The sequence below is a fragment of the Nocardia sp. NBC_00511 genome, from assembly GCF_045161165.1.
In the GTDB taxonomy this organism is placed as follows: Bacteria; Actinomycetota; Actinomycetes; order Mycobacteriales; family Mycobacteriaceae; genus Nocardia.
This window is the reverse complement of the sequence record NZ_CP107849.1, coordinates 8,799,095-8,821,824: the sequence shown is the minus strand read 5'-3', so window position 1 is coordinate 8,821,824 and position 22,730 is coordinate 8,799,095. Positions and strand designations below refer to the sequence as shown.

The 22,730-nt window shown below is 68.4% G+C and carries 19 protein-coding genes, 2 pseudogenes and 1 riboswitch; of the genes and pseudogenes, 9 read left to right on the top strand and 12 right to left on the bottom strand.

Features of this window, described 5'->3' with window-relative positions:
• Positions 1 to 73: 73 nt before the first annotated feature.
• The gene (locus OG300_RS41100) at positions 74 to 403 is read right to left on the bottom strand and encodes an alpha/beta fold hydrolase (RefSeq protein ID WP_405490690.1); all 330 of its coding nucleotides are present in this window, start codon (positions 401 to 403) and stop codon (positions 74 to 76) included.
• Between the two features lie 533 nt (positions 404 to 936).
• Positions 937 to 1,884: an SGNH/GDSL hydrolase family protein gene (locus tag OG300_RS41095; RefSeq protein WP_405490688.1), complete on the bottom strand. Its 948-nt coding sequence runs from the start codon at positions 1,882 to 1,884 to the stop codon at positions 937 to 939.
• Between the two features lie 203 nt (positions 1,885 to 2,087).
• Here OG300_RS41095 and OG300_RS41090 point away from each other — a divergent pair, with 203 nt between their 5' ends.
• On the top strand, positions 2,088 to 2,999 hold the full coding sequence (locus tag OG300_RS41090) for a D-alanyl-D-alanine carboxypeptidase family protein (protein WP_405490686.1): 912 nt from the start codon (positions 2,088 to 2,090) through the stop codon (positions 2,997 to 2,999).
• A 60-nt stretch (positions 3,000 to 3,059) separates the two neighbouring features.
• Here the strand turns inward: OG300_RS41090 and OG300_RS41085 are convergent, their stop codons facing one another.
• The gene (locus OG300_RS41085; RefSeq protein ID WP_405490684.1) at positions 3,060 to 3,827 is read right to left on the bottom strand and encodes a hypothetical protein; all 768 of its coding nucleotides are present in this window, start codon (positions 3,825 to 3,827) and stop codon (positions 3,060 to 3,062) included.
• Between the two features lie 593 nt (positions 3,828 to 4,420).
• On the opposite strand from OG300_RS41085, the gene OG300_RS41080 reads away from it, so the two are divergent.
• Positions 4,421 to 5,611 carry a 4-hydroxybenzoate 3-monooxygenase gene (locus tag OG300_RS41080; RefSeq protein ID WP_405490682.1) on the top strand — a complete coding sequence of 397 codons (1,191 nt, stop codon included), beginning with the start codon at positions 4,421 to 4,423 and terminating at the stop codon, positions 5,609 to 5,611.
• 18 nt (positions 5,612 to 5,629) lie between these two features.
• Positions 5,630 to 7,306 (top strand): methyltransferase, encoded by a 1,677-nt coding sequence (locus OG300_RS41075; RefSeq protein WP_405490680.1) that lies wholly within the window; start codon positions 5,630 to 5,632, stop codon positions 7,304 to 7,306.
• A 45-nt stretch (positions 7,307 to 7,351) separates the two neighbouring features.
• Here OG300_RS41075 and OG300_RS41070 read toward each other — a convergent pair whose 3' ends face one another.
• Positions 7,352 to 7,603: a hypothetical protein gene (locus tag OG300_RS41070; protein ID WP_405490678.1), complete on the bottom strand. Its 252-nt coding sequence runs from the start codon at positions 7,601 to 7,603 to the stop codon at positions 7,352 to 7,354.
• 61 nt (positions 7,604 to 7,664) lie between these two features.
• Between OG300_RS41070 and OG300_RS41065 the strand changes: the two genes are divergently transcribed.
• Positions 7,665 to 8,279: a TetR family transcriptional regulator gene (locus OG300_RS41065; protein WP_405490676.1), complete on the top strand. Its 615-nt coding sequence runs from the start codon at positions 7,665 to 7,667 to the stop codon at positions 8,277 to 8,279.
• Positions 8,280 to 8,294: 15 nt separating this feature from the next.
• Here the strand turns inward: OG300_RS41065 and OG300_RS41060 are convergent.
• Positions 8,295 to 8,495 (bottom strand): annotated as a pseudogene (locus OG300_RS41060) (MFS transporter); the annotation flags it as partial.
• 66 nt (positions 8,496 to 8,561) lie between these two features.
• On the opposite strand from OG300_RS41060, the pseudogene OG300_RS41055 reads away from it, so the two are divergent.
• Together OG300_RS41055 and OG300_RS41050 are read left to right on the top strand one after the other, a co-directional pair.
• A pseudogene (locus OG300_RS41055) lies at positions 8,562 to 8,693 on the top strand (AraC family transcriptional regulator); the annotation flags it as partial.
• Between the two features lie 87 nt (positions 8,694 to 8,780).
• A complete protein-coding gene (locus tag OG300_RS41050) occupies positions 8,781 to 9,917 on the top strand; it encodes a pyridoxal phosphate-dependent aminotransferase (protein WP_405490674.1) in 1,137 nt (378 codons plus the stop codon).
• Here OG300_RS41050 and OG300_RS41045 read toward each other — a convergent pair whose 3' ends face one another.
• Both OG300_RS41045 and OG300_RS41040 read right to left on the bottom strand, forming a co-directional pair.
• Entirely contained in the window at positions 9,918 to 10,154 is a 237-nt protein-coding gene (locus OG300_RS41045) for a hypothetical protein (protein WP_405490673.1), read from the bottom strand.
• A 101-nt stretch (positions 10,155 to 10,255) separates the two neighbouring features.
• Entirely contained in the window at positions 10,256 to 11,776 is a 1,521-nt protein-coding gene (locus OG300_RS41040; protein ID WP_405490671.1) for a helix-turn-helix domain-containing protein, read from the bottom strand.
• A 170-nt stretch (positions 11,777 to 11,946) separates the two neighbouring features.
• Between OG300_RS41040 and OG300_RS41035 the strand changes: the two genes are divergently transcribed.
• On the top strand, positions 11,947 to 12,735 hold the full coding sequence (locus tag OG300_RS41035) for an FAD binding domain-containing protein (RefSeq protein WP_405490669.1): 789 nt from the start codon (positions 11,947 to 11,949) through the stop codon (positions 12,733 to 12,735).
• Positions 12,732 to 15,521, top strand: coding sequence for a molybdopterin-dependent oxidoreductase (locus tag OG300_RS41030; RefSeq protein WP_405490667.1), 2,790 nt, complete (start codon positions 12,732 to 12,734; stop codon positions 15,519 to 15,521). Before OG300_RS41035 ends, OG300_RS41030 begins: the two co-directional genes overlap by 4 nt.
• A 39-nt stretch (positions 15,522 to 15,560) precedes the next feature.
• Here the strand turns inward: OG300_RS41030 and OG300_RS41025 are convergent, their stop codons facing one another.
• Both OG300_RS41025 and OG300_RS41020 read right to left on the bottom strand, forming a co-directional pair.
• Positions 15,561 to 15,974 (bottom strand): DUF6636 domain-containing protein, encoded by a 414-nt coding sequence (locus tag OG300_RS41025; protein ID WP_405490665.1) that lies wholly within the window; start codon positions 15,972 to 15,974, stop codon positions 15,561 to 15,563.
• A 128-nt stretch (positions 15,975 to 16,102) separates the two neighbouring features.
• On the bottom strand, positions 16,103 to 16,822 hold the full coding sequence (locus OG300_RS41020; RefSeq protein WP_405490663.1) for a hypothetical protein: 720 nt from the start codon (positions 16,820 to 16,822) through the stop codon (positions 16,103 to 16,105).
• 275 nt (positions 16,823 to 17,097) lie between these two features.
• Positions 17,098 to 17,277, top strand: a riboswitch (M-box (ykoK) riboswitch).
• Between the two features lie 358 nt (positions 17,278 to 17,635).
• On the opposite strand from OG300_RS41020, the gene OG300_RS41015 reads away from it, so the two are divergent.
• A complete protein-coding gene (locus tag OG300_RS41015) occupies positions 17,636 to 19,402 on the top strand; it encodes an NRAMP family divalent metal transporter (RefSeq protein WP_405490662.1) in 1,767 nt (588 codons plus the stop codon).
• 41 nt (positions 19,403 to 19,443) lie between these two features.
• Here OG300_RS41015 and OG300_RS41010 read toward each other — a convergent pair whose 3' ends face one another.
• From OG300_RS41010 to OG300_RS41000, 3 genes are all read right to left on the bottom strand, one after another.
• Positions 19,444 to 21,069: a hypothetical protein gene (locus tag OG300_RS41010; protein WP_405490660.1), complete on the bottom strand. Its 1,626-nt coding sequence runs from the start codon at positions 21,067 to 21,069 to the stop codon at positions 19,444 to 19,446.
• 106 nt (positions 21,070 to 21,175) lie between these two features.
• A complete protein-coding gene (locus tag OG300_RS41005; protein WP_405490658.1) occupies positions 21,176 to 21,451 on the bottom strand; it encodes a hypothetical protein in 276 nt (91 codons plus the stop codon).
• Between the two features lie 206 nt (positions 21,452 to 21,657).
• Positions 21,658 to 22,566 (bottom strand): LysR family transcriptional regulator, encoded by a 909-nt coding sequence (locus OG300_RS41000; protein WP_405490656.1) that lies wholly within the window; start codon positions 22,564 to 22,566, stop codon positions 21,658 to 21,660.
• Between the last annotated feature and the right edge of the window lie 164 nt (positions 22,567 to 22,730).

The following is a 22,730-nucleotide window of genomic DNA, read 5'->3' as shown; positions in this document are numbered from 1 at the left end:
CGCAGGTGGTGGGTGAGTGCTGCCGTCCCGGGCTGATCGCACCGGGACGGCAGCGTCGGATGAGGATGTGGTGTCAGCCGCGGAGTTGCCGGAAGAAGGCGCGGATGTCGTCGGCGAACAGATCGGGAGCTTCGAAAGCGGGGAAATGCCCGCCCTCGGCATGCTCACGGAAGAAGGCGACGCTGTCACCGGCGCCGAGCAGCCTGCGCACGAACGGGTCGCTGTAGAACAGTGACTGGCCTTGAGGCACAGCCGAGGTATCGCCCCAGCCGGGATTTTCGGCGTGGGCGATCTCCCAGTAGAAGTCGGCCGCTGCGGGCCCGGTGCGAGTGAACCAGTACAGGCTCGCGGTGATCAAGACGTTGTCGCGGCTGATCGGTGTCGCCGGGTTGGCCCACTCCACGAACTTCTCCGCGATCCAGGCCAGCTGCAGGATCGGAGAGTCGGCCAGGCCCGCCGACAGAGCGTTGGGCTCAGGTCCTCCCCGACCATGCCGACCTGGAGCCGGTCACCGTGGGTGTGAGCGCCGATCACCCGCTCGGGCAGCAACATCGCCACCCGGCCGGTCACACCGGGGGGTCAGAACCTGTCATATTCACCTCCCGCCGCGCCAGGCAAGGTGGTCCGCCGAGGTTTGTCTCGATCTGCTCTGCGCCTGTCTGCGATCTTCGATGCATCCCGACGACGCGGAGGTGCGGCAGTCGATCGTCACCGTCGTGCTACGACAAATCTCGACGGCGCCAGCCTTCCCGACGGGTTCATTCGCCCTGACCTCGATCCCCAATCTGCTCATGCCGGTGGGATCGAGTGAATTTCCTGGAAGTCGCGCGGCTCGCCTGACCGGCGTTCCGCACGAGTAATAGGAGAACTCGCAAACGGAGCGCCGGTCGCATCTATATGCCGGGGCGCGTACCCGGGGGCTGGGTTGGGCGGAAATCAGTTGGCCGCAGCGGGGGTGGTCAGGTACTGCTGCAGTGCCGTTGCCACTGCGGTATCACCCTGCAGAGTCGGGTGGCCCGGTTGGCCGAAAACGTCTGGGCCCGGGGTGAATATGCCGTTGAGCCAGGGGTCGGGGGTGCAGAGGCCGTGGCCTGCTGTGGCGGCGGCGGTGTCGAAGTAGTCGACGCCGAGTAGGGCTGCGCCCTCTTTGGGGGCGGTGCGGAGGCTGTCGAAGACGTCGGTGATGGCGCCTGCGTGGGGGACGCCTACCGGGACGCCCAGGACTCCGACACATGCCGCGTCGCTGCCGGGGGTGTGGAGTTCCTGGTAGCCCACCAGGACGATTCGGGCGTTGGGGGCGTAGTAGCGGATGTAGGTGATGATGTCTTTGAGGTTGGTGGCGTAGTCCTGGCCGGTCATGAGGATCGGGGGGTTGCCGTCGGTGGCGGCGTCGGCGGTGCTGCAGCCTTGGAGGACGTTCAATACGCAGGGGACCAAGGCGTTTTGGGCTTGGTGGTCGGCGCCCCAGGCGTCGTTGAGGCCGAATTGGAGGAGGACGGCTTTGGTTCGGGGGCCGAAGGCGCCGTCGGCGGCCGCCTGGCGGGCTTCGGTCAGAGCGGTCCAGTAGTGGTCTTCGCCGTGGCGGTACATGTAGGCGCCTACACAGGAGACGTCGTCGATGTCGTTGGGTCCCAAGTTCATTCGCTGGCCGAGCTGGGTGGGCCAGGAGGTGGCGAGGTGGGTGCAGGCGACGCCGGCGGGTTGTGCCTGCATGGTGGCGAGGGTGGCGTTGGCGGTGTTGGAGTCGCCCATGACGACAAGTGACCTGCCGGAGTCCGCGGCGGGGGCGGGTTCGGTGTCCGCTTCGGCTGCCGGTGCGGTGAGGCTGGTCATCAGCACCGCCCCTCCGAAGGCCATTGCGACGGCGGACAGAATGCGGCTCATGGGTCCTCGTGATTTCTAGCGATATGTGAAGCGATGCCGTTTCGGGTCGCCAGATCTTAGCGTGAGCCGCGACGGCACCACCGGCGTTCCGGACATCAATGGGTGATCTCGCCGAGATCCGCGCCGCGGTCGCGGTTGCCGGAGTGCCGACCCGGTCGGTTCAATACCGCTGATCAGCGACGATGGCATGCAGAATGTCGCGTATGCGGATATTTGCCCGATCGTTGCAGACTGTCGTGGCCGGGGTGCTGGTCGTGATGGTCAGTCAGGGTGTCGAGGCCGGACCGGCGGCGGGTGCGCCGCTTTCGCTGCCGTGGCTGAACTCCGAACCCGAGGGGGTGCGGGCGCCGGGGGCGGCGCTGGCCGATGGGGTCACGGGAACGATGCTGTGGTCGCGGGAGGCGCACACGCCGGTGCCGATCGCGAGCATCGCGAAGGTGATGACGGCACTGGTCGCGATTGCCGGGGGCGATCTCGAGCGGGCGGTCACCGTGCCGGCGGAGAGTATCGCGTACTGCGTGCGAAACGACGGGAGTAGCGCGGGGCTGACGGCCGGGGAGGTGCTGACCACGCATCAGTTGCTCTACGCGATGCTGCTGCCGTCGGGATGCGATGCCGCGTACACACTGGCCGAGGCATACGGGCCGGGGCAGGACGGATTCATCGGGCGGATGAACGAGACGGCGCGGCAAATGGGTTTGGGGCAAACGTATTTCGCGGATCCCAGTGGGCTGCCGGTGCCGACGGACGGTGCCACGTTCTCCACGCCCGCCGATCTGGTGGCGCTCGGGCTGCGGGCGATGAGCGTGCCGGTGTTCCGGGAGGTCGCGGGGGCGCAGTTCTACCATTTGCCCGCAGGGCCGGGGAATCGAGATCACGTGTGGGAGACCACGAACAAGCTGCTGCGGAGCTATCCGGGAACGATCGGCATCAAGACGGGCACCACCGATGCGGCGGGGGCCTGCCTGCTGTTCGAGTCGGTGCGGGCGGGCATCCCGATGATCGGTGTGGTGCTGCACAGTTCGGCGGGTAGCGGCGCGGTCGCCAAGGAGGATGCCGAGCGCATCCTCGACTGGGCCTATGACCCGATCTTCACCGCCCTGCCGATCGGCTGACGAGCTCGCCGACACAGCTCCACGCCTGCCCCGGAATACGTTCCGCGGCAGGCAGATCAATCAGATCGCGGCCTGCAACGTGCTGAGGAAGTCGTTGACGGGAGTGGCGAGAGCGCCGAGGGTGGCCGGATCCGCGGGCGGCATGGACTTGATCGCCGAGCGCAGGGACGTGACGGTGGCGTCGGCAACCGCGGCCACCGGCTGCTGGGGCGGAGTCGCCTGCTGCGGCGGAGTCGCCTGCTGTTCGGTGCCCGCGCCCATCGCGCCACCGACCGTGGCCCCGATGCCCGCGCCGATTCCCGCACCCAGCACGCCCGCGCCGACGCCTTCGATCGCGCCGCCGACGACGCATCCGATCGCACCGCCCGCGACGCCGCCGAGTACGGAGGCCACACCGACGGTCGGTGCGCCACCGACGATCGCACCGATCACGGCACCGGCGGCAATGCCTTTCGCGCAGCCCTCCAGCGCGAACGAACCACCGATCGCCGCACCCGCGAGCCCACCCAGCCCACCACCGATGATGGTGGAAGCCGTTCTGCGAGTGGCATCGTCACGAGGCACGCCCATACCGTCGTACGCGGCGCTGATCTGAATCATGGCCCCGTCGACCGCGGCCTGTGCCTGATCACGCTGCACCGGGTCAACCCAGTCGGGTAGCTCGACCGTAGTAGCGCCGAGGTTGAGCGCGTGTGGATCGGATGGCGCGGTGGCCGGCACCGGAGCGGCGTCCACCGGGTTCTCGGCGGCCGCGGCCATCGCCGGATGGCCTGCCGCGAAAACCACAGGCAGCACGGACAATACGGTGACAGCGTGTCTCGTAGCCATGGCCAACCCCCATGCAGTGATCACATTGTGGGGTCGAGACTACCGCAGAACCAGTGCCCGGCAACCGATCCGCGCGATTCCGCCCTGGATCCGCACCCATCGATGCGGCAGGGCCGCGCCGAATTCGACGCGTTCAGCGACAGCTTCCAATTCCGCTGAGCATTCCGATGCCGGACGTGGTCTGAATCGCCTCCGGTGGCCGGATCGGGTTCCGCTGCCCGACGGCACCGAAATGGCTTGGGGAAGAACTCAACCCGCAGCATCACATTCGCGATCCGATGGCGGGGAGTGGCCATCTCCGTCGTGACTGAGCACTCGAGCTCACGAATTCCTCGGCCGTCGGCGCATTCCGCACACGGCCCGCGCGTCGCCGGGCCCATCGACCACGGTCGCCGGATTGCGTTCTCAACAAAGCGTTCTGCCACCGATGCAATATGCCGCCGAGCGGGGAATCGGCCGACAATCGGACGCCACACGATGCGGGAGCAAATACCGGGTTACCCCCGAGGCGGCCAGTAGCATCTGCGCCGAACGAAGGCTCACGGCACCAGTTCCCTTCCGGTTAGGACGTTTTCGTGAACAGCGCGGAGTCAATGTGGTGCAAATCGGACGTAATCGACAGTGAGGTAGTTGTATTGGGCGCCGGTCCAGCGGGACTGGTGCTGGCCAATTTGCTGTGTGCCGTGGGGATGCGGTGCACGGTATTGGAACGGCGGAGCCGGGAATGGGTCGAAAACCGGGCGCGGGCAGGATTTTTGGCACCGGACAGCGTCGAGGTGCTGCGCCGCCACGGACTCGCGGAGGGGTTGGATCGATACGGGAGCACGCATGAAATCTGCGAGTTTCGCGGCCCGGACCGGAAATTCGAATTGTCCTACGGCAGTTTGGGTTCCGGACGCCCGCATACGGTGTACCCGCAACAGTTGCTGGTTACCGATTTACTAGCAGAATTATTGCGACGTGGTGGGACAGTCGAATTCGAGACCACCGCCGAAGCCGTCGGCGATCTCGACAGCGACCGGCCCTGGGTGCAGACTCGCGACGCCGCGGGTCGGGTGCGGCGCCACACCGGGCAGTTCCTGGCCGGATGCGATGGCGCGCGGGGTATCGCGGCCGCCGCGGTGCCACCGCCCGCCGCGATCCGCGACCACGGGATCACCTGGCTGGCGCTGCTGGTCCAGGCACCACCGAGTTCCGCCAATGTGCTCTACGGCGTGCACCCGGAGGGCTTCGCGGGACACATGCCGCGCAGCGCCGACATCACCCGCTACTACCTGCAATGCGATCCGGAGGACACCCCGGAAAGCTGGAGCGAGCAGCGGGTCTGGGACGCGCTGACCCGGCGGCTCGCGGCCACGGATCAGGAGCCACTGTCGCGCGGTCCAGTCGTGGAGCGCAGTCTGGTTCGACTCCGGTCGGAGATCCGCGATTCGCTGCGGCAAGGCCGGTTGCTGCTGGCCGGTGACGCCTGCACCGCGATCAGTCCGTCCGCGGCCAAGGGCGCGAACCTGGCGATCATGGGCGCGGAACTGCTCGCCCGTGCTCTGACCGCCGCGCTGCGACACCACGATATGACCGCCGTCGACCGCTACTCGGCCGACTACCTGCCGATGATCCAACGCGCACAAGAGTTTTCGCACTGGATGATCGAACTGCTGCACCCGCCCGCCCCGGACGATCCGCAGGCCGCCTACCAGCGGGTCCTGCGCCGGGCCCGGCTCGACAGCCTGGCCACCTCACGACATCACCAGGACTTCTTCGCCGAAAACTATGTCGGTATCTGAAACCCCTCAGGAGGAAGCGTGACCCGCGCGCTCGCAGCGCACAGCCAGCTCGATGCGATCGACGTCCACCACTTGGCCGAGGCGGCGAACTTCGCTCGCGCCAATGACACGGAGTCCGTTCTCGCCGCGATGCTGCCCACACTCACCGAGGTCGGACGGTCTGCCATCGCGGCACGCTGCCGGTTCTCGCACACCGCGGTCCTGGTGTTCCCACAGGATCTGGACGAATTGACCACGGCCCTGGGCGAACAGGGCCTCACTCCCGGACCCGCCATTCCGAGCATGGTGGTCCGGCATCGGCTGGCCGCCCGCTACGGCCGACCCGCCGATCAGCTCGAGGTGCGGATCGTGCGGGCACCGGTGGCCGGCTCGGACGGCACCGACCGGGTGCTGGAGATCTTCGCGCTCACCGCGACGCCCGAGACGGCGGATATCGCGGTGGCGGAACGGATCTCGCAGCACGAGCAGCATCTGGCGCTGGATGTGGAGGGCATCGACGCGGTCGAGCTCGCCGGTCTGCGCGCCCTGCTGCTGCGGCACGGCCGGATGCGCAGCGACGGCGGGGGCTACAACAGCCACGAGGACGCCACCGTGCTGTACTTCCGCACCACCGCCCCGGACAGACCGTACCGCCGCCTCGAATTGCATGTCACCGGTGCGCGTTCCAGCCTGCTGGCGGCGCATCGCGCCGAATCCCACGATCCCGCCACCCAGCTGCTGCGCCTGCTGACCGGCGCGTGGGCGACGCAGGCCCTGGCCACCACCGCGCGGCTGGGGGTGGCCGATCAGCTGGCCGCGGCACCGGGCGGCACGGTGGCCGAGCTGGCGCGGACCACGGGCACCGATCCCGGCAGCCTGCATCGGCTGCTGCGCTATCTGGCCGAACTCGAGATCGTGCGGCCGGCCGGGGAGGGGTTCGAACTCACCGATACCGGTGCGCTGCTGCCCACTTCGGCCGTGCGATCGCTGCATCCGCTGGCACGGCTCTACGGCGGCGCGTTCTACGAGTCCTTCGCCCACCTCGACCATTCGGTGCGGACCGGTCGCGCCGGTTTCGACCGGCACTTCGGGCAGCATCATTTCGACTACTTCTCCGAAACCCCGGAGGGCGCCGAGCTTTTCGATACCGCGATGGCGGCCAGTGCGGCCATCTTCGGTCAGGTCGCCGAGCTGATCGACCTGGCCCAGGTGCGCACCATCGTCGATATCGCCGGGGGCAACGGCACGCTGCTGTCGAGTCTGCTGCGCAACGCGCCGCAGGCGCAGGGTGTGCTGCTGGAGCGGCCGACCGCCTTGATCACCGCGCGCGCGGCGCTCGAGCGTGCGGACTGCCTGTCCCGATGTGAGCTGGTGGCAGGCGATTTCACCGCCGCGATACCGGGCGGCGGTGATATCTATCTGCTGTCGCGGGTGCTGCACGACTGGGACGACGACCAGTGCCGCGGCATTCTCGCGCAGTGCGCGGCCGCCATGCCCGCGCACGCACGGCTCTACCTCATCGAGCGACTGCTGCCCGACGATGAGACGCCGTCGCTGGCACCGGCCTGGGACATCCACATGCTCTGCAATGTGGGTGGCCGCGAACGCACGGCGGCGCACTACGGTGAGCTGCTCGCCACGGCCGGACTCGAGCTACGCGAAATCCATTGCCTCCCGCTGGATTTCGCCATGCTCGAAGTGGTGGCCTCGAGCTGACCAGCGAACGCTGCGGGCCCGTCCGGGGACGGGCCCGCAGTGCTGTCAGCGCTCGGTGTCGACCGCGAGATAGCCGAAGCGGTTCACCGCCGCGTGATGATGGCCGTCGACGCTGGTGATGACGACCTCGACCGGGTTGGTGAGCGCGATGGCGCAGTACTTGCCGCCGTCGGGCTGAATGCTGACCGACAGCAACCGCTGGCCACTGGCCTGCTGCCACTCCTCCATGACGGCGTACAGACCCTGCATCGAGGTGTGCTCGAAATAGGCGAGATTGCTGCTGTTGGTGACCGTCATGAATTCGACTCTTCCCGTGCTGATTCCGCTGAGCCTGGTATTTCCACCCTAGAGTGTTCGCGTGATCGCCGACGCTCGCCTACTGCTCATGAATGCCGCCGAGCAGCTCATCGCGCGGCACGGGTACGCGGCGCTGTCGCTGCGGCAGGTCGGCGTGGTCGCCGGGCAGCGCAACAATTCCGCGGCGCAGTATCACTTCGGTACCAAGGACGCACTGCTCGAGGCGATCATTACCACCCGGTCGGAGCGCGGCGAGCGCCGTCGCCGCCAGCTGCTTGCCGAGTTGGATCCGGAGCGGGTGACGGTGCGGGCGGTGGTGGCGGCGCTCATTCTGCCGGGAGCCGAAACCCTCGCCACCGCAGGCTATCCCAGCTGGATCGCGCGTTTCACCGATCGGATGATCACGGATCTGAGCCTCGGGCTGATCGAGCCGCGGTGGGCGGGGTATTTCGTGGGTGCGCGCCAGGCCGGGGTGCTGCTGGAGCGGGCGCTGCCCGGACACGATCCGCGGGTGGTGCAGCATCGGCTGTCGATGTTCATCGTGCTGGCGGCGCGCGCCTTCGCGCATCTGGAGGCGCAGCAGGCGCGCGGGGTCGAACTCGGGGTGGACGCCATCCATCGCACCGCCGACGATCTGATCGATATGGGGACCGTGCTGCTCGGCAAACCGGATTGAGCAGCACGACAACACCTACGCCGCGGACGGTTCCGGCAGGAACACCGCGAGCGCGACGGCCAGCACCGGGACGACGCACAGCGCGGTCAATACCGCCTGCGGGCCATGACGATCAGCGAGTACACCCAGCGCCGGGACGAACAGCCCACCCGCGCTGACCGCCAGCCCCAGCGTGACACCCGCGGCCGTCCCAGGTTTGGTGGGCAGATAGTCCTGCCAGCCGGAAACCTTCGCCACCAACGCCTTTCGCGCCTGCCGCTGCTGATACCGCCACAGCACGAGCTCCTCGCCGACGGTCTGTCCGTCTCGGTGGTCGCGCACCGTTGCGGCTGGTCGTCGGCCAGCGCCTTCATCGACGTCTACCGCCGGGCTCTCGGCCATACCCCGGGCGCGCGCGAACCTGCCGCCGGTTGACACCGCTGACCGGGACCCGCCGGTTCGTGCCAGCGCGGGCCCGGGGCGCAGCGGCTAGTATCCGGGCACGGGAAAGGCGGCGAGCGGATGCTGGTTGAGCGATTGCGCCCCCACAACACGTCGGTGTTCGGGGAGATCTCGCGACTGGCGGTCAAGCATGACGCAATCGATCTGGGTCAGGGTTTTCCCGACTACGACGGCCCGGCGGCCATGCTGGAGATCGCGCGCGACGCCATCTCGGGTGGGCTGAATCAATATCCACCGTCGCTCGGACAGCCCGGGTTGCGCGCGGCGATCGTGGCGGAGCGGGCGCGCCGCCTGGGCGGCGAGTACGACGCGGACGGCGAGGTCGTGGTCACCGCCGGGGCCACCGAGGCATTGACGGCCGCGGTACTCGGGCTGGTGGAACGCGGCGACGAGGTGGTGCTCATCGAGCCGTTCTACGACTCGTATGTGGCGGCGGTCGCGATGACCGGAGCGACGGTGCGCACGGTGGGGATGGTGCCCGACGGCGGCGGTTTCACCCTGGACGTCGACGAGTTGCGCCGGGCGGTCGGTCCGCGCACCCGACTGCTGGTGGTGAATTCGCCGCACAATCCGACGGGCGCGGTGCTGGACCGCCGGGATCTCGCGTTGATCGCCGAATTGGCTTGTGCGGGAGACTTTCTGGTGATCGCCGACGAGGTGTACGAGCACCTGGCGTTCGATCCGCGACAGCATCTGTCGATCGCGTCGCTGCCGGGCATGCGGGAGCGCACGATCGTGGTGTCCAGTGCGGCAAAGACTTTCAACGTGACGGGGTGGCGGATCGGTTGGGCGCTCGGGCCCGCCGAGCTCATCGACGCGGTGTACGCGGCCAAGCAGTATCTGTCGTTCGTCGCGCCGGGACCCTTCCAGCCCGCCATCGCCTACGCGCTCACCCACGAGCAGCAGTGGGTGGCGGCCGAGCGGGCGGCGCTGCACGAGAAATACCGGTTCATGTCGACGGCCCTGCGCGAACTGGGCTTCGATGTGAAGCGCAGTCAGGGTGGGTTTTTCGTGTGCGTGGACATCGGTTCGGACGGGACCCGGTTCTGCCGGGAGCTGCCCGCGCGGCTGGGGGTGGCCGCGATTCCGGTGGCGGCGTTGGCCGAGCGGTCGCACTGGGACACCCTGGTGCGCTTCTCCTACTGCAAGCAGGACGCGACGCTGCGCGAGGCGGTCGACCGGTTGCGCCGGGCCTGACTACTGGTCGGCGAGCTTGCCCGCCGGGTAGCGCAGGTGGTCGGCGGCGGTGGCCTTGATCCGCCACTTCATCACGTTGACGACACCGAAGATCGCGGCGGCCACCATGATGGTGAGCAGGAAGCGCTGATCGCGCGGATCGAGGACGGCCAGCAGGCCGAGACCCAGCACGAAGGTCGCGATATTGATGGTCGCGAAGGTAACGCGCTGGTTGGGGTTCAGTGCACTCGCTGCCATTGCGACTCCTCGGATCACTTTCTTCGCCACTGAAGCTGACCCTTTCGACGCTAACAACGCCGCGGCGGCCCGCTAAGTGACAAACGCCCTCGGCCCGCGACTCACCCCGCGCGGCGTACCGGCACGGCGGCATCCGCGCCGAGCAGCAGCGCGGCCCGCAGATCCAGGCGGTCGTCGAGGCGGGCGAGATTGCGTCCGGTGAGCCGTTCGATCCGCTCGATGCGGTAGTGCACCGTGTTGACGTGCACGTAGAGCGCTTCGGCGGTGCGCGTCCAGGATCCGTTGTGTTCGAGGAAGGCGGCCAGGGTGGTGCGCAGGGCGGCATGTGAGTCGTCGCTGTCGAGCAGTGCGCCCAGCACCCGGGTGCGGAAGATGTCGCGGACCGGATCGGGAACTCCGGCGAGGAGCTCCGGCAGGGTGGCGAGGTCCTCGGCGGCGAGCAGGCCGCAGCGCAGGGTGCGGGCGGCGCGCAGCGTGTGCGCGGACAGGGTGCGGGCGGCGGTCAGGTCGGTCAGTTCCACCGGCGTCGAAATGCCAACGGCCAGTGTCGAATCCGAGTCACACGATTGGACGATCGCGTGTCCGGAGCGCAGGCGGTCGAGCAGGTTCGGGCGATCCGGGACGACGGCGAGGGCCTGCTCGCCGTCGAAGACGACCGGGAACGGGTGCTCGTCGACGTGGGCGAGCAGCTCACGCAGCGCGGCGGCCCAGCTCCCCGGCCGGTGCGCGGCCGTCGCCGCACCGATCAGCCGGTACGGCCCGGGCACGGACAGTTCGAGGGCGTCGATATCGGCGACGGTCGGCGCTTCGGCGACCGGCGCGAGCAGTCGCAGCACCGTCTCGGTGGCGGCGCGTTCTCGTTCGTCACGCTCCGCGAGCGCGCGATCGCGATACCCGCGCAGCACGTCCGCGATCTCCTGCACCAGCCGCGGCGGTGCCTGCGATCCCGCGGGCAGGTGCAGATACCAGCCGTCGTAGGCCGAATCCGCCACGCCCACCGGCTGATTCGATTCCGATGCGGTGCGCAGTTCGCGGCGGATGGTGGCGGGTGCGGCCGGGCCGGTGCCGGTGGAGTGCGCGAGGGTGCGCCCGGTGACGGTGACCAGCGCGCAGGGCAGTCCACCGAGCTGAGCGCCGATCTGGTCGAGCAGAGTGTGCGCGGGTGCGCCGTCGTGCACCAGCTTGGCCAGGGCCCGCCGCTCCCGATCGGGCAGCGAATGATGCTCGGACATGGACAGATCACCCCAGCGCCGGAGATAGATGGCGTCGGTGATGGTCCGGAAGGTGATGTCGGGCGGCACGGCCAGCAGCGGGATCCGCTGTTCACGGCAGGCGCGCACGATGTCGTCGGGGACGCCGCCGTGCCGCGCGGTCCCGGCGACCAGGGCGACGGCACCGGCCGCGCGCAGGGCGGCCACGAATCGGTCGGCCTTGCCGCGGCCGCCGCGCGGTGTCCACCACACCAGGCCGCTCAGCACCACTTCGCCGGATTCCAGGTACGAGGAGGGGTCCTGCAGATCGGTGGCGGTGACGCCGCTGACCTCGTGCCGCAGCAGCGCGGTCTCGCCCCACACCAGTTCCAGGTCGAGTGTCTCCAACCGAAGCAGGTCATCTACCCGCATGATCTGCTCCTTCCGCGCAATCCACCCCGACTGCCGTATCGCATCGTAGAGGCGTCCATGTCGCGATTACGACCTTCTTGGTCGATCAACCGAGGATACGCAGCCCGCCGCCGGATTTTCCGTACGCGGCAGCCGATGGCTTCCCCGGACGCGGGCATTTGAATCGAAGAATGGACCTGAACACCGTGGTCGAGGTGTGCGACGCCCGCTACCACCGCGATTGGCAGACCGGCGACCGCTGGCTGGGCGGGGGCACCTATCTGTTCTCCGAACCGCAGCTCTCGACCCGGCGACTGGTCGATCTGAGCCGCACCGGGTGGACGCCGCTGCGCCGCCTGCCCGACGGCGGTCTGGAGATCGCGGCCACCTGCACGGTGGCGCAACTGTTCCGCGGCACCGAGTATCCGCTGTTCCAGCAGTGCTGCCACGCCTTCCTGGCCTCGTTCAAGATCTGGAACATGGCCACGGTCGGCGGGAACCTGTGTAATTCGCTGCCCGCCGGGCCGATGATCTCGCTGACGGCGGCGCTCGACGGTGTCTGCCTGCTACAGGCACGAACCGGGGTGCAGCGGCGAGTTCCGGTGGCGGACTTCGTGATCGGCGCGGGCATGAACGTGCTGGCCCCGGGCGAGCTGTTGCGGTCGGTGACGTTGCCCGCGGCCGCGCTGGCTCGGCGCACCGCGTTCCGGCAGGCGTCGCTGTACGGGTTCGGGCGCTCGGCGGTGCTGATCGTCGGTACCCGGGATCGCGACGAGTCGCTGCGCGTCACCATCACGGCGTCCACCACGCACCCGTTCCGCATCTATTTCCCGTGGCTGCCCACCCGGGACGAGCTGGCGCGGGCGATCGAGCGGACGGTGCCGGACACCGCCTGGTTCGACGACATCCACGGCCTGCCGGAGTGGCGCAGGCATATGAGTTTCCGTCTGGCCGAGGAGATTCGGGAGGAACTGGCATGAGCTTCGAGATCCAGGTCAATGGACAGCAGTTCGACGCGGAGCCGCGCGCGGGCCAGTGCCTGCGCACCTACCTGCGTGATCGGGGCTGGTTCGGTGTGAAGAAGGGTTGCGACGCGGGCGACTGCGGCGCCTGCACCGTGCACGTGGACGGCGCGCCGGTGCACAGCTGTCTGTTCCCGGCCTTCCGCGCCGACGGCCACTCGGTGACCACCGTGGAGGGTCTGGCCGAGGACGGTGAGCTGCATCCGGTGCAGCAGCGCTTCCTTGACGCGCAGGGCTTCCAATGCGGTTTCTGCACAGCGGGTTTCCTGATGACGACGGCGGCGCTCACCGAGGAGCAACGGCAGGATCTGCCGCGGTCGCTGAAGGGAAACCTGTGCCGCTGCACCGGATATCGGGCGATCGAGGACGCCGTGCGTGGCGTCTGCCACACCACCGAGCCGGAGGCGGGCACCGCGGTCGGTCAGAACATGGGCGCGCCCGCGGGCCCGAAGGTGGTCACCGGCACCGCCCGCTACACCTTCGACATCGAAGTGCCCGGGCTGCTGCACATGAAGCTGCTGCGTTCCCCGCATCCGCACGCGCGGATCCTGGATATCGATGTGTCCGAGGCGCTTTCGGTACCCGGCGTGCACGCCGCCTTCACCCACCACGATGCCCCGCAGCGACTGTATTCCAGTGCGCGACACGAGCATCCGGAGGAGGATCCCGACGACACCCGGGTGCTCGACGACGTGGTCCGCTATGTCGGCCAGCGGGTGGCCGCGGTGGTCGCCGATACCGAGGGCGCGGCCGAGGAGGGCTGCCGCCGGATCAAGGTGGCCTACGAGGAGCTGCCGTTCGTCCTCGATCCGGAGGAGGCGATGCGCCCGGGTGCGCCGCAGGTGCACGTGAAGGATGCCGCGACCGCGCGCATCGCCCGCCCGGAGAACAACGTGGTCGGCGAGGTGCACGGCGAAATCGGGGATATGGCAGCCGGTTTCGCGGAGGCCGCGGTGGTCTACGAGCAGACCTTCCAGACGCAGCGGGTGCAGCACGCCAGCCTGGAGACGCACGGGGCGGTGGCCTGGTACGACGACGATGGCCGTCTCACGGTGCGCTCCAGCACGCAGACGCCGTTCCTGACCCGGCGCGCGCTGTGCACCCTCTACGATCTGCCACTGGATTCGGTGCGCCTGGTGGCGGGGCGGGTCGGCGGCGGCTTCGGCGGCAAGCAGGAGATGCTCGTCGAGGACATCGTGGTGCTGGCGACGCTGAAGCTGCGGCGGCCGGTGAAGCTGGAATACACACGCGCAGAACAGTTCTACGGCACGACCACCCGGCACCCGTTCACCGTGCACATCAAGGCGGGAGCGCGCGCGGACGGACGACTGTCGGCGTTGCAGCTGCGGGTGGTGTCCAATACCGGCGCGTACGGCAACCACGGGCCCGCCGTCATGTTCCACTCGGTCGGCGAATCCATGGCGGTGTACCGCTGCCCGAACAAGAAGGCCGACGGCTATTCGGTGTACACCAATGCCGTTCCGGCCGGGGCGTTCCGGGGTTACGGCCTCGGGCAGGTGGTGTTCGGCATGGAGTCGGTGATGGACGAGTTGGCACGGCGCGTCGGCATGGATCCGCTGGTCTTCCGGGAGCGCAATATGATCGGCCCCGGCGAACCCATGGTCACCCCGGGCGGGCACGAGGAAGACTTGCACATCGCCAGTTACGGCCTGGACCAGTGCTTCGGCATCATCCGTCGGGCGCTGGCCGAACCCTTCCCGGACGCCCCAGCTGGCTGGCTGACCGGCAGCGGCGCGGCCCTGTCCATGATCGCGACCGGCCCGCCCGGCGGCCACTACGCCGACGCCCGGGTCACGCTGCTGGCGGACGGTTCCTATGATCTGGCCGTCGGCACCGCCGAATTCGGCAACGGCACCACCACCGTGCACCGGCAGATCGCGGCGCAGGAGCTGGGCACCATCGGCCCGCGCATCACCATCCGCCAGTCCGACACCGATGTGGTCGGCCACGACACCGGCGCGTTCGGTTCCACCGGAACCGTGGTCGCGGGCAAGGCGACGCTGTTCGCCGCCCGCAAACTGGCCGACCTGCTGTGCGCCACCGCCGCACCGCATTTGGGCGTGCCCGCCGAGGCATGCGTGCTGACCGCCGATTCCGTGCGCAGCGGCAACCGCCGCGTTTCCCTGCCGGTGCTGCACGCACTGGCCGTCGAGCAAGGCGAAACCCTTGCCGCGGAAGGTCATTGGGGCGGCACCCCACGCTCGGTCGCCTTCAACGCCCAGCTGTTCCAGATCGCCATCGATCCGGACACCGGTGAGATGCGCATCCTGCGCAGCGTGCATGCCGCCGACGCCGGTGAGGTCATCAACCCCATGCAGTGCCGCGGCCAGGTGGAGGGCGGCGTCGCACAGGCTTTGGGCGCAACACTTTTCGAAAACGTCCGCCTCGACGAACGCGGCGAGATCACCACAGCGGCCTTCCGCCGCTACCGCCTCCCCGGCTACGCCGACGTCCCCCGCACCGAGGTCACCTTCATGCGCACCTCCGACGCCATCGGCCCCCTGGGCGCGAAATCCATGAGCGAGAGCCCCTTCAACCCGGTGGCTCCCGCCCTGGCCAACGCCCTGCGCGACGCCACCGGCATCCGCTTCACGGATCTCCCCCTCACCCGCGACCGCGTCTGGCAGGCCCTGCACCATCGCCGGACCCGCACCCCCGCGCGGCCGCAGCCCACGCCGACCCGTCAGGAACTGGCGGCACTCACCGAGTATCGAGTCGAGTGAGTTCGGAAGTCACTGTGGTGCAGGCGATTACCGCCGGGATCAGCCGATGTCGTAGGCCTGGCGAGACAGCCGGAACATGTGGCCGTAGCCCGTGCACTGCACGTAGTCGACGGTGCTCAGGCAGGTGACGGGTCCCTCGGTGATGCTGGCGCCGTAGGGCAGGATCACCGCGGTCGGGCCGACCAGACGGTCACCGTGGCAATTGAATCGGGCGCCGCTGGCATCGAGTGAGACGCGGTCGCCGTAGGCGAGGTGGCATTCGGCGGGGCGGGCGGGCGAGATGTAGTCGTGGTTGGCGATCTCGCAGGCGGCGCCGGTGTTGCCGACTATGCATTCGACATTGCCTGAGGGCGACTGGAATTCGGCCGATGTCGCCTCGGCGTGGGCGAGGCCCGCGCCGGTCAGCGCGAACAGTGCGGCGGTGGTGGTGATGAGACGAATCGGAAACTTCATGGTTGTGCTCCCCCCGGGACAGAACGGTGTCACCCATTCATCGGTGAGACCGGGCGGAACGATAACGCGGAAGACGCAACCCCGGTCGCGCCCTCATCGGCGCGACCGGGGTTGCCCACCGCCAGCGGCTACTTCGTCGGAGCCGGGGTGAACGGTTGGTTGATGGTGGTGAAGTACTGCACGGCCGCGGCGATCGCCACCGGTGCGGTGACCAGGATCATGCCGCCGATCGCGCCGAGCGCACCCATCGCGGCGGCACCGGCCAGGCAGCCGACGACCGCTCCGGGCAGGAAGAAGAACAGGCCGCCGATGATGCCGGTGGCGAGACTGACGCCCGAGCCGACGGCGATGCCGCCCAGCGCGCAACCGACGGCCGCGCCGCCGAGACCGCCGACCAGGGTGCCGATGGTGGCGCCGATGGCGATGGTGTCCTTCATCCGGTTCCAGGCCGCCTGCTCACGGTCGTACGGGGTCTTCCAGGGGGCGGTGTCCTCGAAGGGCAGGGCGACGGGCTGGTACGACGCGTGCGACATGTCGAACAGCGGGGTGAGCGTCGCGGTGTTGTCGCGGATCGCGGCGGAGATGGGGAAGACGAAATCGTCTACACGGAAATTGAGCTGGGTTCCAGCAACCACGTTTCCATCGGGGGCTTTGATGGTGAAGACACCATTGTCGACAGCCATGGAACCGATATCGGTGGTAATGGTCGCGGCCTGATCGGTGGCCGACGCGGTGTAGTGGATTGCACCCACATCACCGGTTGCAGGCTGGGCATTTACAGCCCCGGTAGTGACGACAGTAACTGCGGCGACCATCGCCGTGATCGCAGCAAGACCCTTGACGCGCATGTGATTCACCTCAAATAATCGTCCTGCGTAATTGGAACACGTGCAGGTTCAGCAATTGACAAGCAAACTCTAAGTTCGTTCTCAGGCCCTGAGCAATGGACGAATGTCCTTTAGTGACTCGTTGCACATATGAGCGCCCGGTTCCTCGCAAAACGGACATCAATATGGGCAGATGACCGGCTGGTAGTCGGAACCCGCTTGCGGCACAAGGGATTACAAGGAACCGACCGGCTTGGATTTGACTTATCCGTAGGGCAGGCTCACCATTGCCCGAGTCAGCACCTCGCTAGGCGAGGCTCCTGTACGAACACAGGCCACTGATCCGACGACGTCGAGAGACGCCCAGGGTTAGGACAGATCACCCCGGATTAAGGGGTGATCCGAAGTGGCTTCCCCGGGCCGCGAGCCCCCGGATACGTCGTGCAGTGCCGAAGCTCTGACGAGAGGGGTGCGAGGCTACGCCGTCGCGGCGTGGCCGCGTTTCCCTCTTGCCGCGCGTGGTCGGACAGCAGGTCTTCGTCACGAGGACACAGGCGACGTCCCCGAACGTCACGGCGGCAAGGAGGTGAGGGACGAACAATGAGTTCCGGCGATAGTCCGTATCCGAAACCGGAGTTCCCTGCCCCGACGTCCCCGGCCCGCCGTCTTCCGGTCGCCGCCTGACCCGTTCCACGCCGCACCCCCCACCGGTGTTCTCGCACCGATCGAGTGGTTCCCGCGTGCCCCGGGCCGGTCGTGTCGCGCCCGAAATCGGTTGCCGCCGGGCGCTTTCCGCACGCCCGCGCACCTGATGATGAAAGCGAGAGAAGCGCCATGGCCTTCTTCGCGAACGGCGCCAGCCGCCGCACCGCAACCGTTCCCGCCGCGGTCACCCCCGCCGTGACCGCCCCCTCCGAGCCCACCGGCGCCGTCATGGACAGCGCGCACGTCGGCGATATCGTCGGCGCGCTGGGCAGCATCGGCCGCCACGACACCCTCGAAGGTCGTTCCCGCAAGCAGCGTTTGCGCATGCTGCTGGCGATCATGGGCCCCGGCCTGATCGTGATGGTCGGCGACAACGACGCGGGTGGCATCGCCACCTACGCGCAGGCCGGGCAGAACTACGGCATGGCCCTGGTCTGGACGCTGGTGCTGCTGATCCCGGTGCTGTACGTGAACCAGGAGATGGTGGTGCGGCTGGGCGCGGTGGCCGGGGTCGGGCACGCGCGGCTGATCTTCGATCGCTTCGGAAAGTTCTGGGGCGCTTTCAGTGTCGGCGATCTGTTCGTGGTGAACGCGCTGACCATCGTCACCGAGTTCATCGGCGTCTCGATGGCGCTGAACTACTTCGGGCTGCCCAAGTGGGTGTCGGTGCCGCTGGCCGCGGTGCTGCTGTTCGCCATGGTGGCGGGCGGCTCGTTCCGGCGCTGGGAGCGTTTGCTGTTCGGCTTGATCGCGGTCAACGTCATCATGTTCCCGCTGGCATTCCTGGTGCACCCCAAGGCTTCTCAGGTGGCGCACGGATTCCTGCCGTCGTTCCCGGGCGGGCTGAACTCGACGCTGCTGCTGCTCATCGTCGCCATCGTGGGCACCACGGTCGCGCCGTGGCAGCTGTTCTTCCAGCAGTCCAACATCGTCGACAAGCGCATCACCCCGCGCTGGATCCGCTACGAGCGCATCGATCTGTGGATCGGGATCGTGGTGGTGATGGTGGGCGCGATCGCGATCATGGCGGCCGCCGCCTTCGGGCTGGCCGGGACCGACGCGGCCGGGAACTTCGCCGATGCCGGTGCGGTGGCGCGGGCGCTGCACGATCACGCGGGTCCGACGGTGGGCGCGCTGTTCGCGATCCTGCTGTTCGACGCCTCGCTGATCGGCGCGAACGCGGTCGGGCTGGCCACCACCTACGCGCTCGGCGACACTCTGGGCAAGCGGCATTCGCTGCACTGGAAGATCAGTGAGGCGCCCGCCTTCTACGCCGGTTACGCCGCGCTGCTGGCGCTGGCCGCGGCGGTGTCGTTCAGCCCCGACCACGTACTGGGTCTGCTCACCCAGGGCGTGCAGGCGCTGGCCGGGGTGCTGCTGCCGTCGGCCACCGTCTTCCTGGTGCTGCTGTGCAACGACCGGGCGGTGCTCGGTCCGTGGGTGAACACGGTGCGGCAGAACATCGTCGCCGGCGTCATCGTGTGGTCGCTGGTGCTGCTGTCGCTGGCGTTGACGGCGGCCACCTTCTTCCCCGAACTCACCACTCGCACACTGGAATACAGCTTCGGCGGCGGCGTGCTGGTCGGCCTGCTGGGCGGGGTGGGCATGCTGATCGCCTGGCAGCGCGGCCGCCGCCGCGCCGTCGAGCGCACCGCGCAGGAGTTCGGCAACCTCGATCCCGATCAGGTCGAGGAGCTCAACGCCACCTCACTGACCCGGGCCGAGCGCAAGGCCATCATCCAGGCCGACCGCGACACCTGGCGCACCCCCGCGCTCGCCACCCTCCCCCGTCCCACCTTCTCCCCCGCCCGCACGACCGGCATGCTCGCCCTGCGGGGCTACCTGCTGGTCGCGGTGATCCTGGTGGCGGTCAAGATCGCCATGGCGATCGGCTGAGCCGAATCACCTTCCGGCTGAGCCGAGTTCGGGTGACCGGCTCAGCAGGTGGGCGGGATGTCGGCGAGATTCACACCCGCGTAGGTGGCGGCGGCCCGGCAGTCGACGGGCCTGCCGTCCAGTGTGAGCTGGTCGAGATCCATTGTGGCGCTGCCGATCCGGCCGCCGCTACTGGTGGCTCGCAGGAGTTCCTGCTGGGTCGCGGCGACGGTGGTGCGGGTGATGGAGCCGTGCAGGACGGCGGTGTCACCGACATTGGTGACGCTGATGCCTTGGGCCGCAGCGCCGTTGACCACGGTGTCGTGGATGTCGAAGGTGAGCTGCGCGGTGCTGGGTTCGGATCCGGCCGGGGTGTAGGCGATCAGGCCGATGCCGTCGGCGCTGCAGTCACCGAGGTCGGAGTCGGCGATGGTCAGGTTCGTCTGCGCGGTGCGGCCGAAATTGGTTGTCACCACGCAGGTTCCGAGATTGGCCGGGACCAGGCCGTTCAGGATCGCGCCGGGAAATTCGGAGTGGTGGGCACGGACGTTCTCCAGGGTGAGCGACTGGTGGGCGCCTCCGCTGCTGAGGTTGTAGTTCTCGATGACGTCGCCGCTGACATTGTCGAAGGTGCTGTCCACCACGCGGACCCGGCTGTCGGGGCTGCCGTCGGTGGTCACGTATTCCAGGCCGTTGGCGGAGAAGTTCCCGTACCCGTTACGGAAGGTGTTGCCGGACACGGTGATATCCATGCGGGCCCGCCCGGCCGCGTTGAGGAAGACGCCCTCGCTGTCGGCCATGGCATTGAGCGGTGAGGTTGCGGGCGTGGCGATCTCGGTCTCGGTGTTTCCCCCCAGGTTGCCATCGAGCTGGGCATCGTCGGTGGCCTGCACGCCGAGTGCCAGCACCGAGAGCTTGGCCAAGCCGAGGTTGATCGAACGCATGGTGTTGTCGTGTACTTCGGCGGTGACCCGACTCGTGCCGAAGGCGCGGACGTCGATGCCGTCCCCGCAGGCGGTGTCGTGGACCGCATTGCCCTCGATGCGGACTTCGCCTGCGGCACTGTGGAAGTCCGTCATGATCGCGGCCCAGCCGTTGTTCAGAGTGAGGAAGTTCGGGATCGGTCCGACGGCCAGGCCCAGCGGCAGGGTCGGCGGCAGGCCGAAGGGTCCGATGATGAATCCGTCGGCGCACTGCTGGTTGGTGGCGCTGACGTCGTTGCCGGTGATCCGCACGTCGGCGGCGTCGCCGCCGTAGATGCCGCCGCGCCGGGCACCGCCGATGACGAGATTGCGCACCTCCGCCCCGGGCGCGAGACGCACCGCGTCACCGTCGTTGCCGGGGGTGGTGTTGGTGACGCGTGGCAGCGGAATGCCCTCGGCCGCACCGATCACCGCCGGTCCGTCGCCGACCAGGTGCTGACCGGGTTTGAGCGCGATGCCGCCGTCGAGCGCGGCGGCGGCGGCCTGCACGATGATGGTGTCGCCGGGCCCGGAGGCGGCTTGCGCGCGAGCGAGGGATTCGAAGGGCGCGTCGGCGCTACCGGTGCCGGTGGCGGGCGCCCCGGCGCGGACGTACCAGGTGCTCGAATCCGGTTCTGCCACAGCGAATGCGGTGGTGTGCGCACCGAATGCCAGCGCGACGGCCAGCAGCGTGGTGGTGCGGGCGGCAGGGACGTTCTTCCTCATGCTGCCCGACCATGCCAGGTGGCGCGGCTGCGGCCATCGGGCAAATTGCCAGGATCGAACGGTCTTTCCTGGCTGTACGACCAAGATTTCTCGGTCGCGCGGACGATTACAGCTCGTCGAGCTCCGGAATGGGGGGCAGGACCGGCTCGGGCCACTCCTCCAGGGTCGCCACCTGCAGGTGGATGTAGGCCGCGATGCGGTGGCGGGCCGAGGACGGGAGTCGCTCGATATCGGCCGCGCTCAGGACGTGTGCGCCGAACGAATGGGGCTGTGGCGCTTCGGTGTCAGGCGATTCGGGAACAACCTCTAGATGTGGCCGCGAAGCAGTCACCGGGACGTCTGGCTCACCCGGTTCTGCGGCAGCGGCGGCGGTTCGCACCATGTCGTGACCATAACCCTTTGATAACACTCGCGGGAGCCGTTGGCGCACTTGAGCCTTCGCACTGCGAATTCGGCGAAGGCGTTGTAGACGATGTACGAATGTGCTGGCAGGCGGGTGAGCCGCCGAAATCGGGCAGGCTTGCGCCGGAAGATTATGGTGATGGGAGTCACTCTGTCAACAGTTCGGACAAAACTCCCAGCGAATGCTCAAACGGGGCGGCGCGCAAGGGCATACAGGTCACGCGCCGGACCGGTCGGTTGTTGTCCGAGCGGCCAGACGGCACGCAGCTGCCGTTCCAGATCCAGCCCGGTAACCGCAGGTGAGACCAGGCTGCCCTCGGCCAGTTCGGTGGCGACCGCCAGCGAACTGAGCACCGCCGGACCGATCCCCGCGGCCACCGCCGTCTTGATCGCCGTGGTCGACGACAACTCCAGTGCCACATCGGGTTCCCACCCGGGCAGCTGCCGGCGCATGACCCGTTCGAACGAGTTGCGGGTGCCCGAACCGGACTCCCGGTAGATGAGGGCGGTCCCGGCCAGCTCCCGCACATCGATCTCGGCGCGCCGCGCCCAGGGATGCCCGGCCGCGACCACCACGACGAGCCGGTCCCGCGCCACCACCTGACTTTCCAGGCCCGGCGGCAGCAGCGGGCTCTCCACGAACCCGATCCCGGCCCGGCCCTCGAGCACCGCCTTGGCCACCTCGGCCGAGTTGCCCGAGATCAGCGCGATCGAGGTCTCCGGCATCCGAGCCCGCAGTCCCACCAGCCATTTCGGGAACAGGTACTCCGCGACGGTCTGACTGGCCGCCACCCGCAGCCGCGAATCCCGTTGCGCCCGCAGCGTGTCGATCCCGGCGTCCAAGCGCGTGGCGGCGTCCACCACATCGCGCGCCCACTCCGCGATGAGCGCGCCCGCCGCGGTGGGCCGTGACCCGAGCGTGGTCCGCTCCAGCACCGGCACTCCGACCAGCTGCTCGAGATACCGGATGCGCGAGCTCGCCGACGGCTGACTGATGCCGTGCGCCTTGGCCGCCCGCCCGAGACTGCCCAGTTCGATCACCGACAGCAGCAGATCGAGGGCGGCCAGGTCAGGGACCCGCGGGGACAGGGGCATAGGTCGAGTCTATGTGGCAGTCGCGCCGCGGCGGACTCCGCCACCGGCATGTCGCCGTGACCGGCGGGATTGCCACGAAGGGCGCCCTGACCAAGGGCGCACAATCCTCGCATCCCGACCGGAAGGGATGAACGGACAGCACTTCTGGTGTATACGTCAGCGCT

Excerpts from the sequence above, each read along its gene's own strand:
- OG300_RS41095 (WP_405490688.1), bottom strand. The coding sequence starts at position 1,884 with ATGAGCCGCATTCTGTCCGCCGTCGCAATGGCCTTCGGAGGGGCGGTG.
- OG300_RS41090 (WP_405490686.1), top strand. The coding sequence starts at position 2,088 with ATGCGGATATTTGCCCGATCGTTGCAGACTGTCGTGGCCGGGGTGCTG.
- OG300_RS41085 (WP_405490684.1), bottom strand. The coding sequence starts at position 3,827 with ATGGCTACGAGACACGCTGTCACCGTATTGTCCGTGCTGCCTGTGGTT.
- OG300_RS41080 (WP_405490682.1), top strand. The coding sequence starts at position 4,421 with ATGTGGTGCAAATCGGACGTAATCGACAGTGAGGTAGTTGTATTGGGC.
- OG300_RS41070 (WP_405490678.1), bottom strand. The coding sequence starts at position 7,603 with ATGACGGTCACCAACAGCAGCAATCTCGCCTATTTCGAGCACACCTCG.
- OG300_RS41050 (WP_405490674.1), top strand. The coding sequence starts at position 8,781 with ATGCTGGTTGAGCGATTGCGCCCCCACAACACGTCGGTGTTCGGGGAG.
- OG300_RS41045 (WP_405490673.1), bottom strand. The coding sequence starts at position 10,154 with ATGGCAGCGAGTGCACTGAACCCCAACCAGCGCGTTACCTTCGCGACC.
- OG300_RS41040 (WP_405490671.1), bottom strand. The coding sequence starts at position 11,776 with ATGCGGGTAGATGACCTGCTTCGGTTGGAGACACTCGACCTGGAACTG.
- OG300_RS41035 (WP_405490669.1), top strand. The coding sequence starts at position 11,947 with ATGGACCTGAACACCGTGGTCGAGGTGTGCGACGCCCGCTACCACCGC.
- OG300_RS41030 (WP_405490667.1), top strand. The coding sequence starts at position 12,732 with ATGAGCTTCGAGATCCAGGTCAATGGACAGCAGTTCGACGCGGAGCCG.
- OG300_RS41025 (WP_405490665.1), bottom strand. The coding sequence starts at position 15,974 with ATGAAGTTTCCGATTCGTCTCATCACCACCACCGCCGCACTGTTCGCG.
- OG300_RS41020 (WP_405490663.1), bottom strand. The coding sequence starts at position 16,822 with ATGCGCGTCAAGGGTCTTGCTGCGATCACGGCGATGGTCGCCGCAGTT.
- OG300_RS41015 (WP_405490662.1), top strand. The coding sequence starts at position 17,636 with ATGGCCTTCTTCGCGAACGGCGCCAGCCGCCGCACCGCAACCGTTCCC.
- OG300_RS41010 (WP_405490660.1), bottom strand. The coding sequence starts at position 21,069 with ATGAGGAAGAACGTCCCTGCCGCCCGCACCACCACGCTGCTGGCCGTC.
- OG300_RS41005 (WP_405490658.1), bottom strand. The coding sequence starts at position 21,451 with ATGGTGCGAACCGCCGCCGCTGCCGCAGAACCGGGTGAGCCAGACGTC.
- OG300_RS41000 (WP_405490656.1), bottom strand. The coding sequence starts at position 22,566 with ATGCCCCTGTCCCCGCGGGTCCCTGACCTGGCCGCCCTCGATCTGCTG.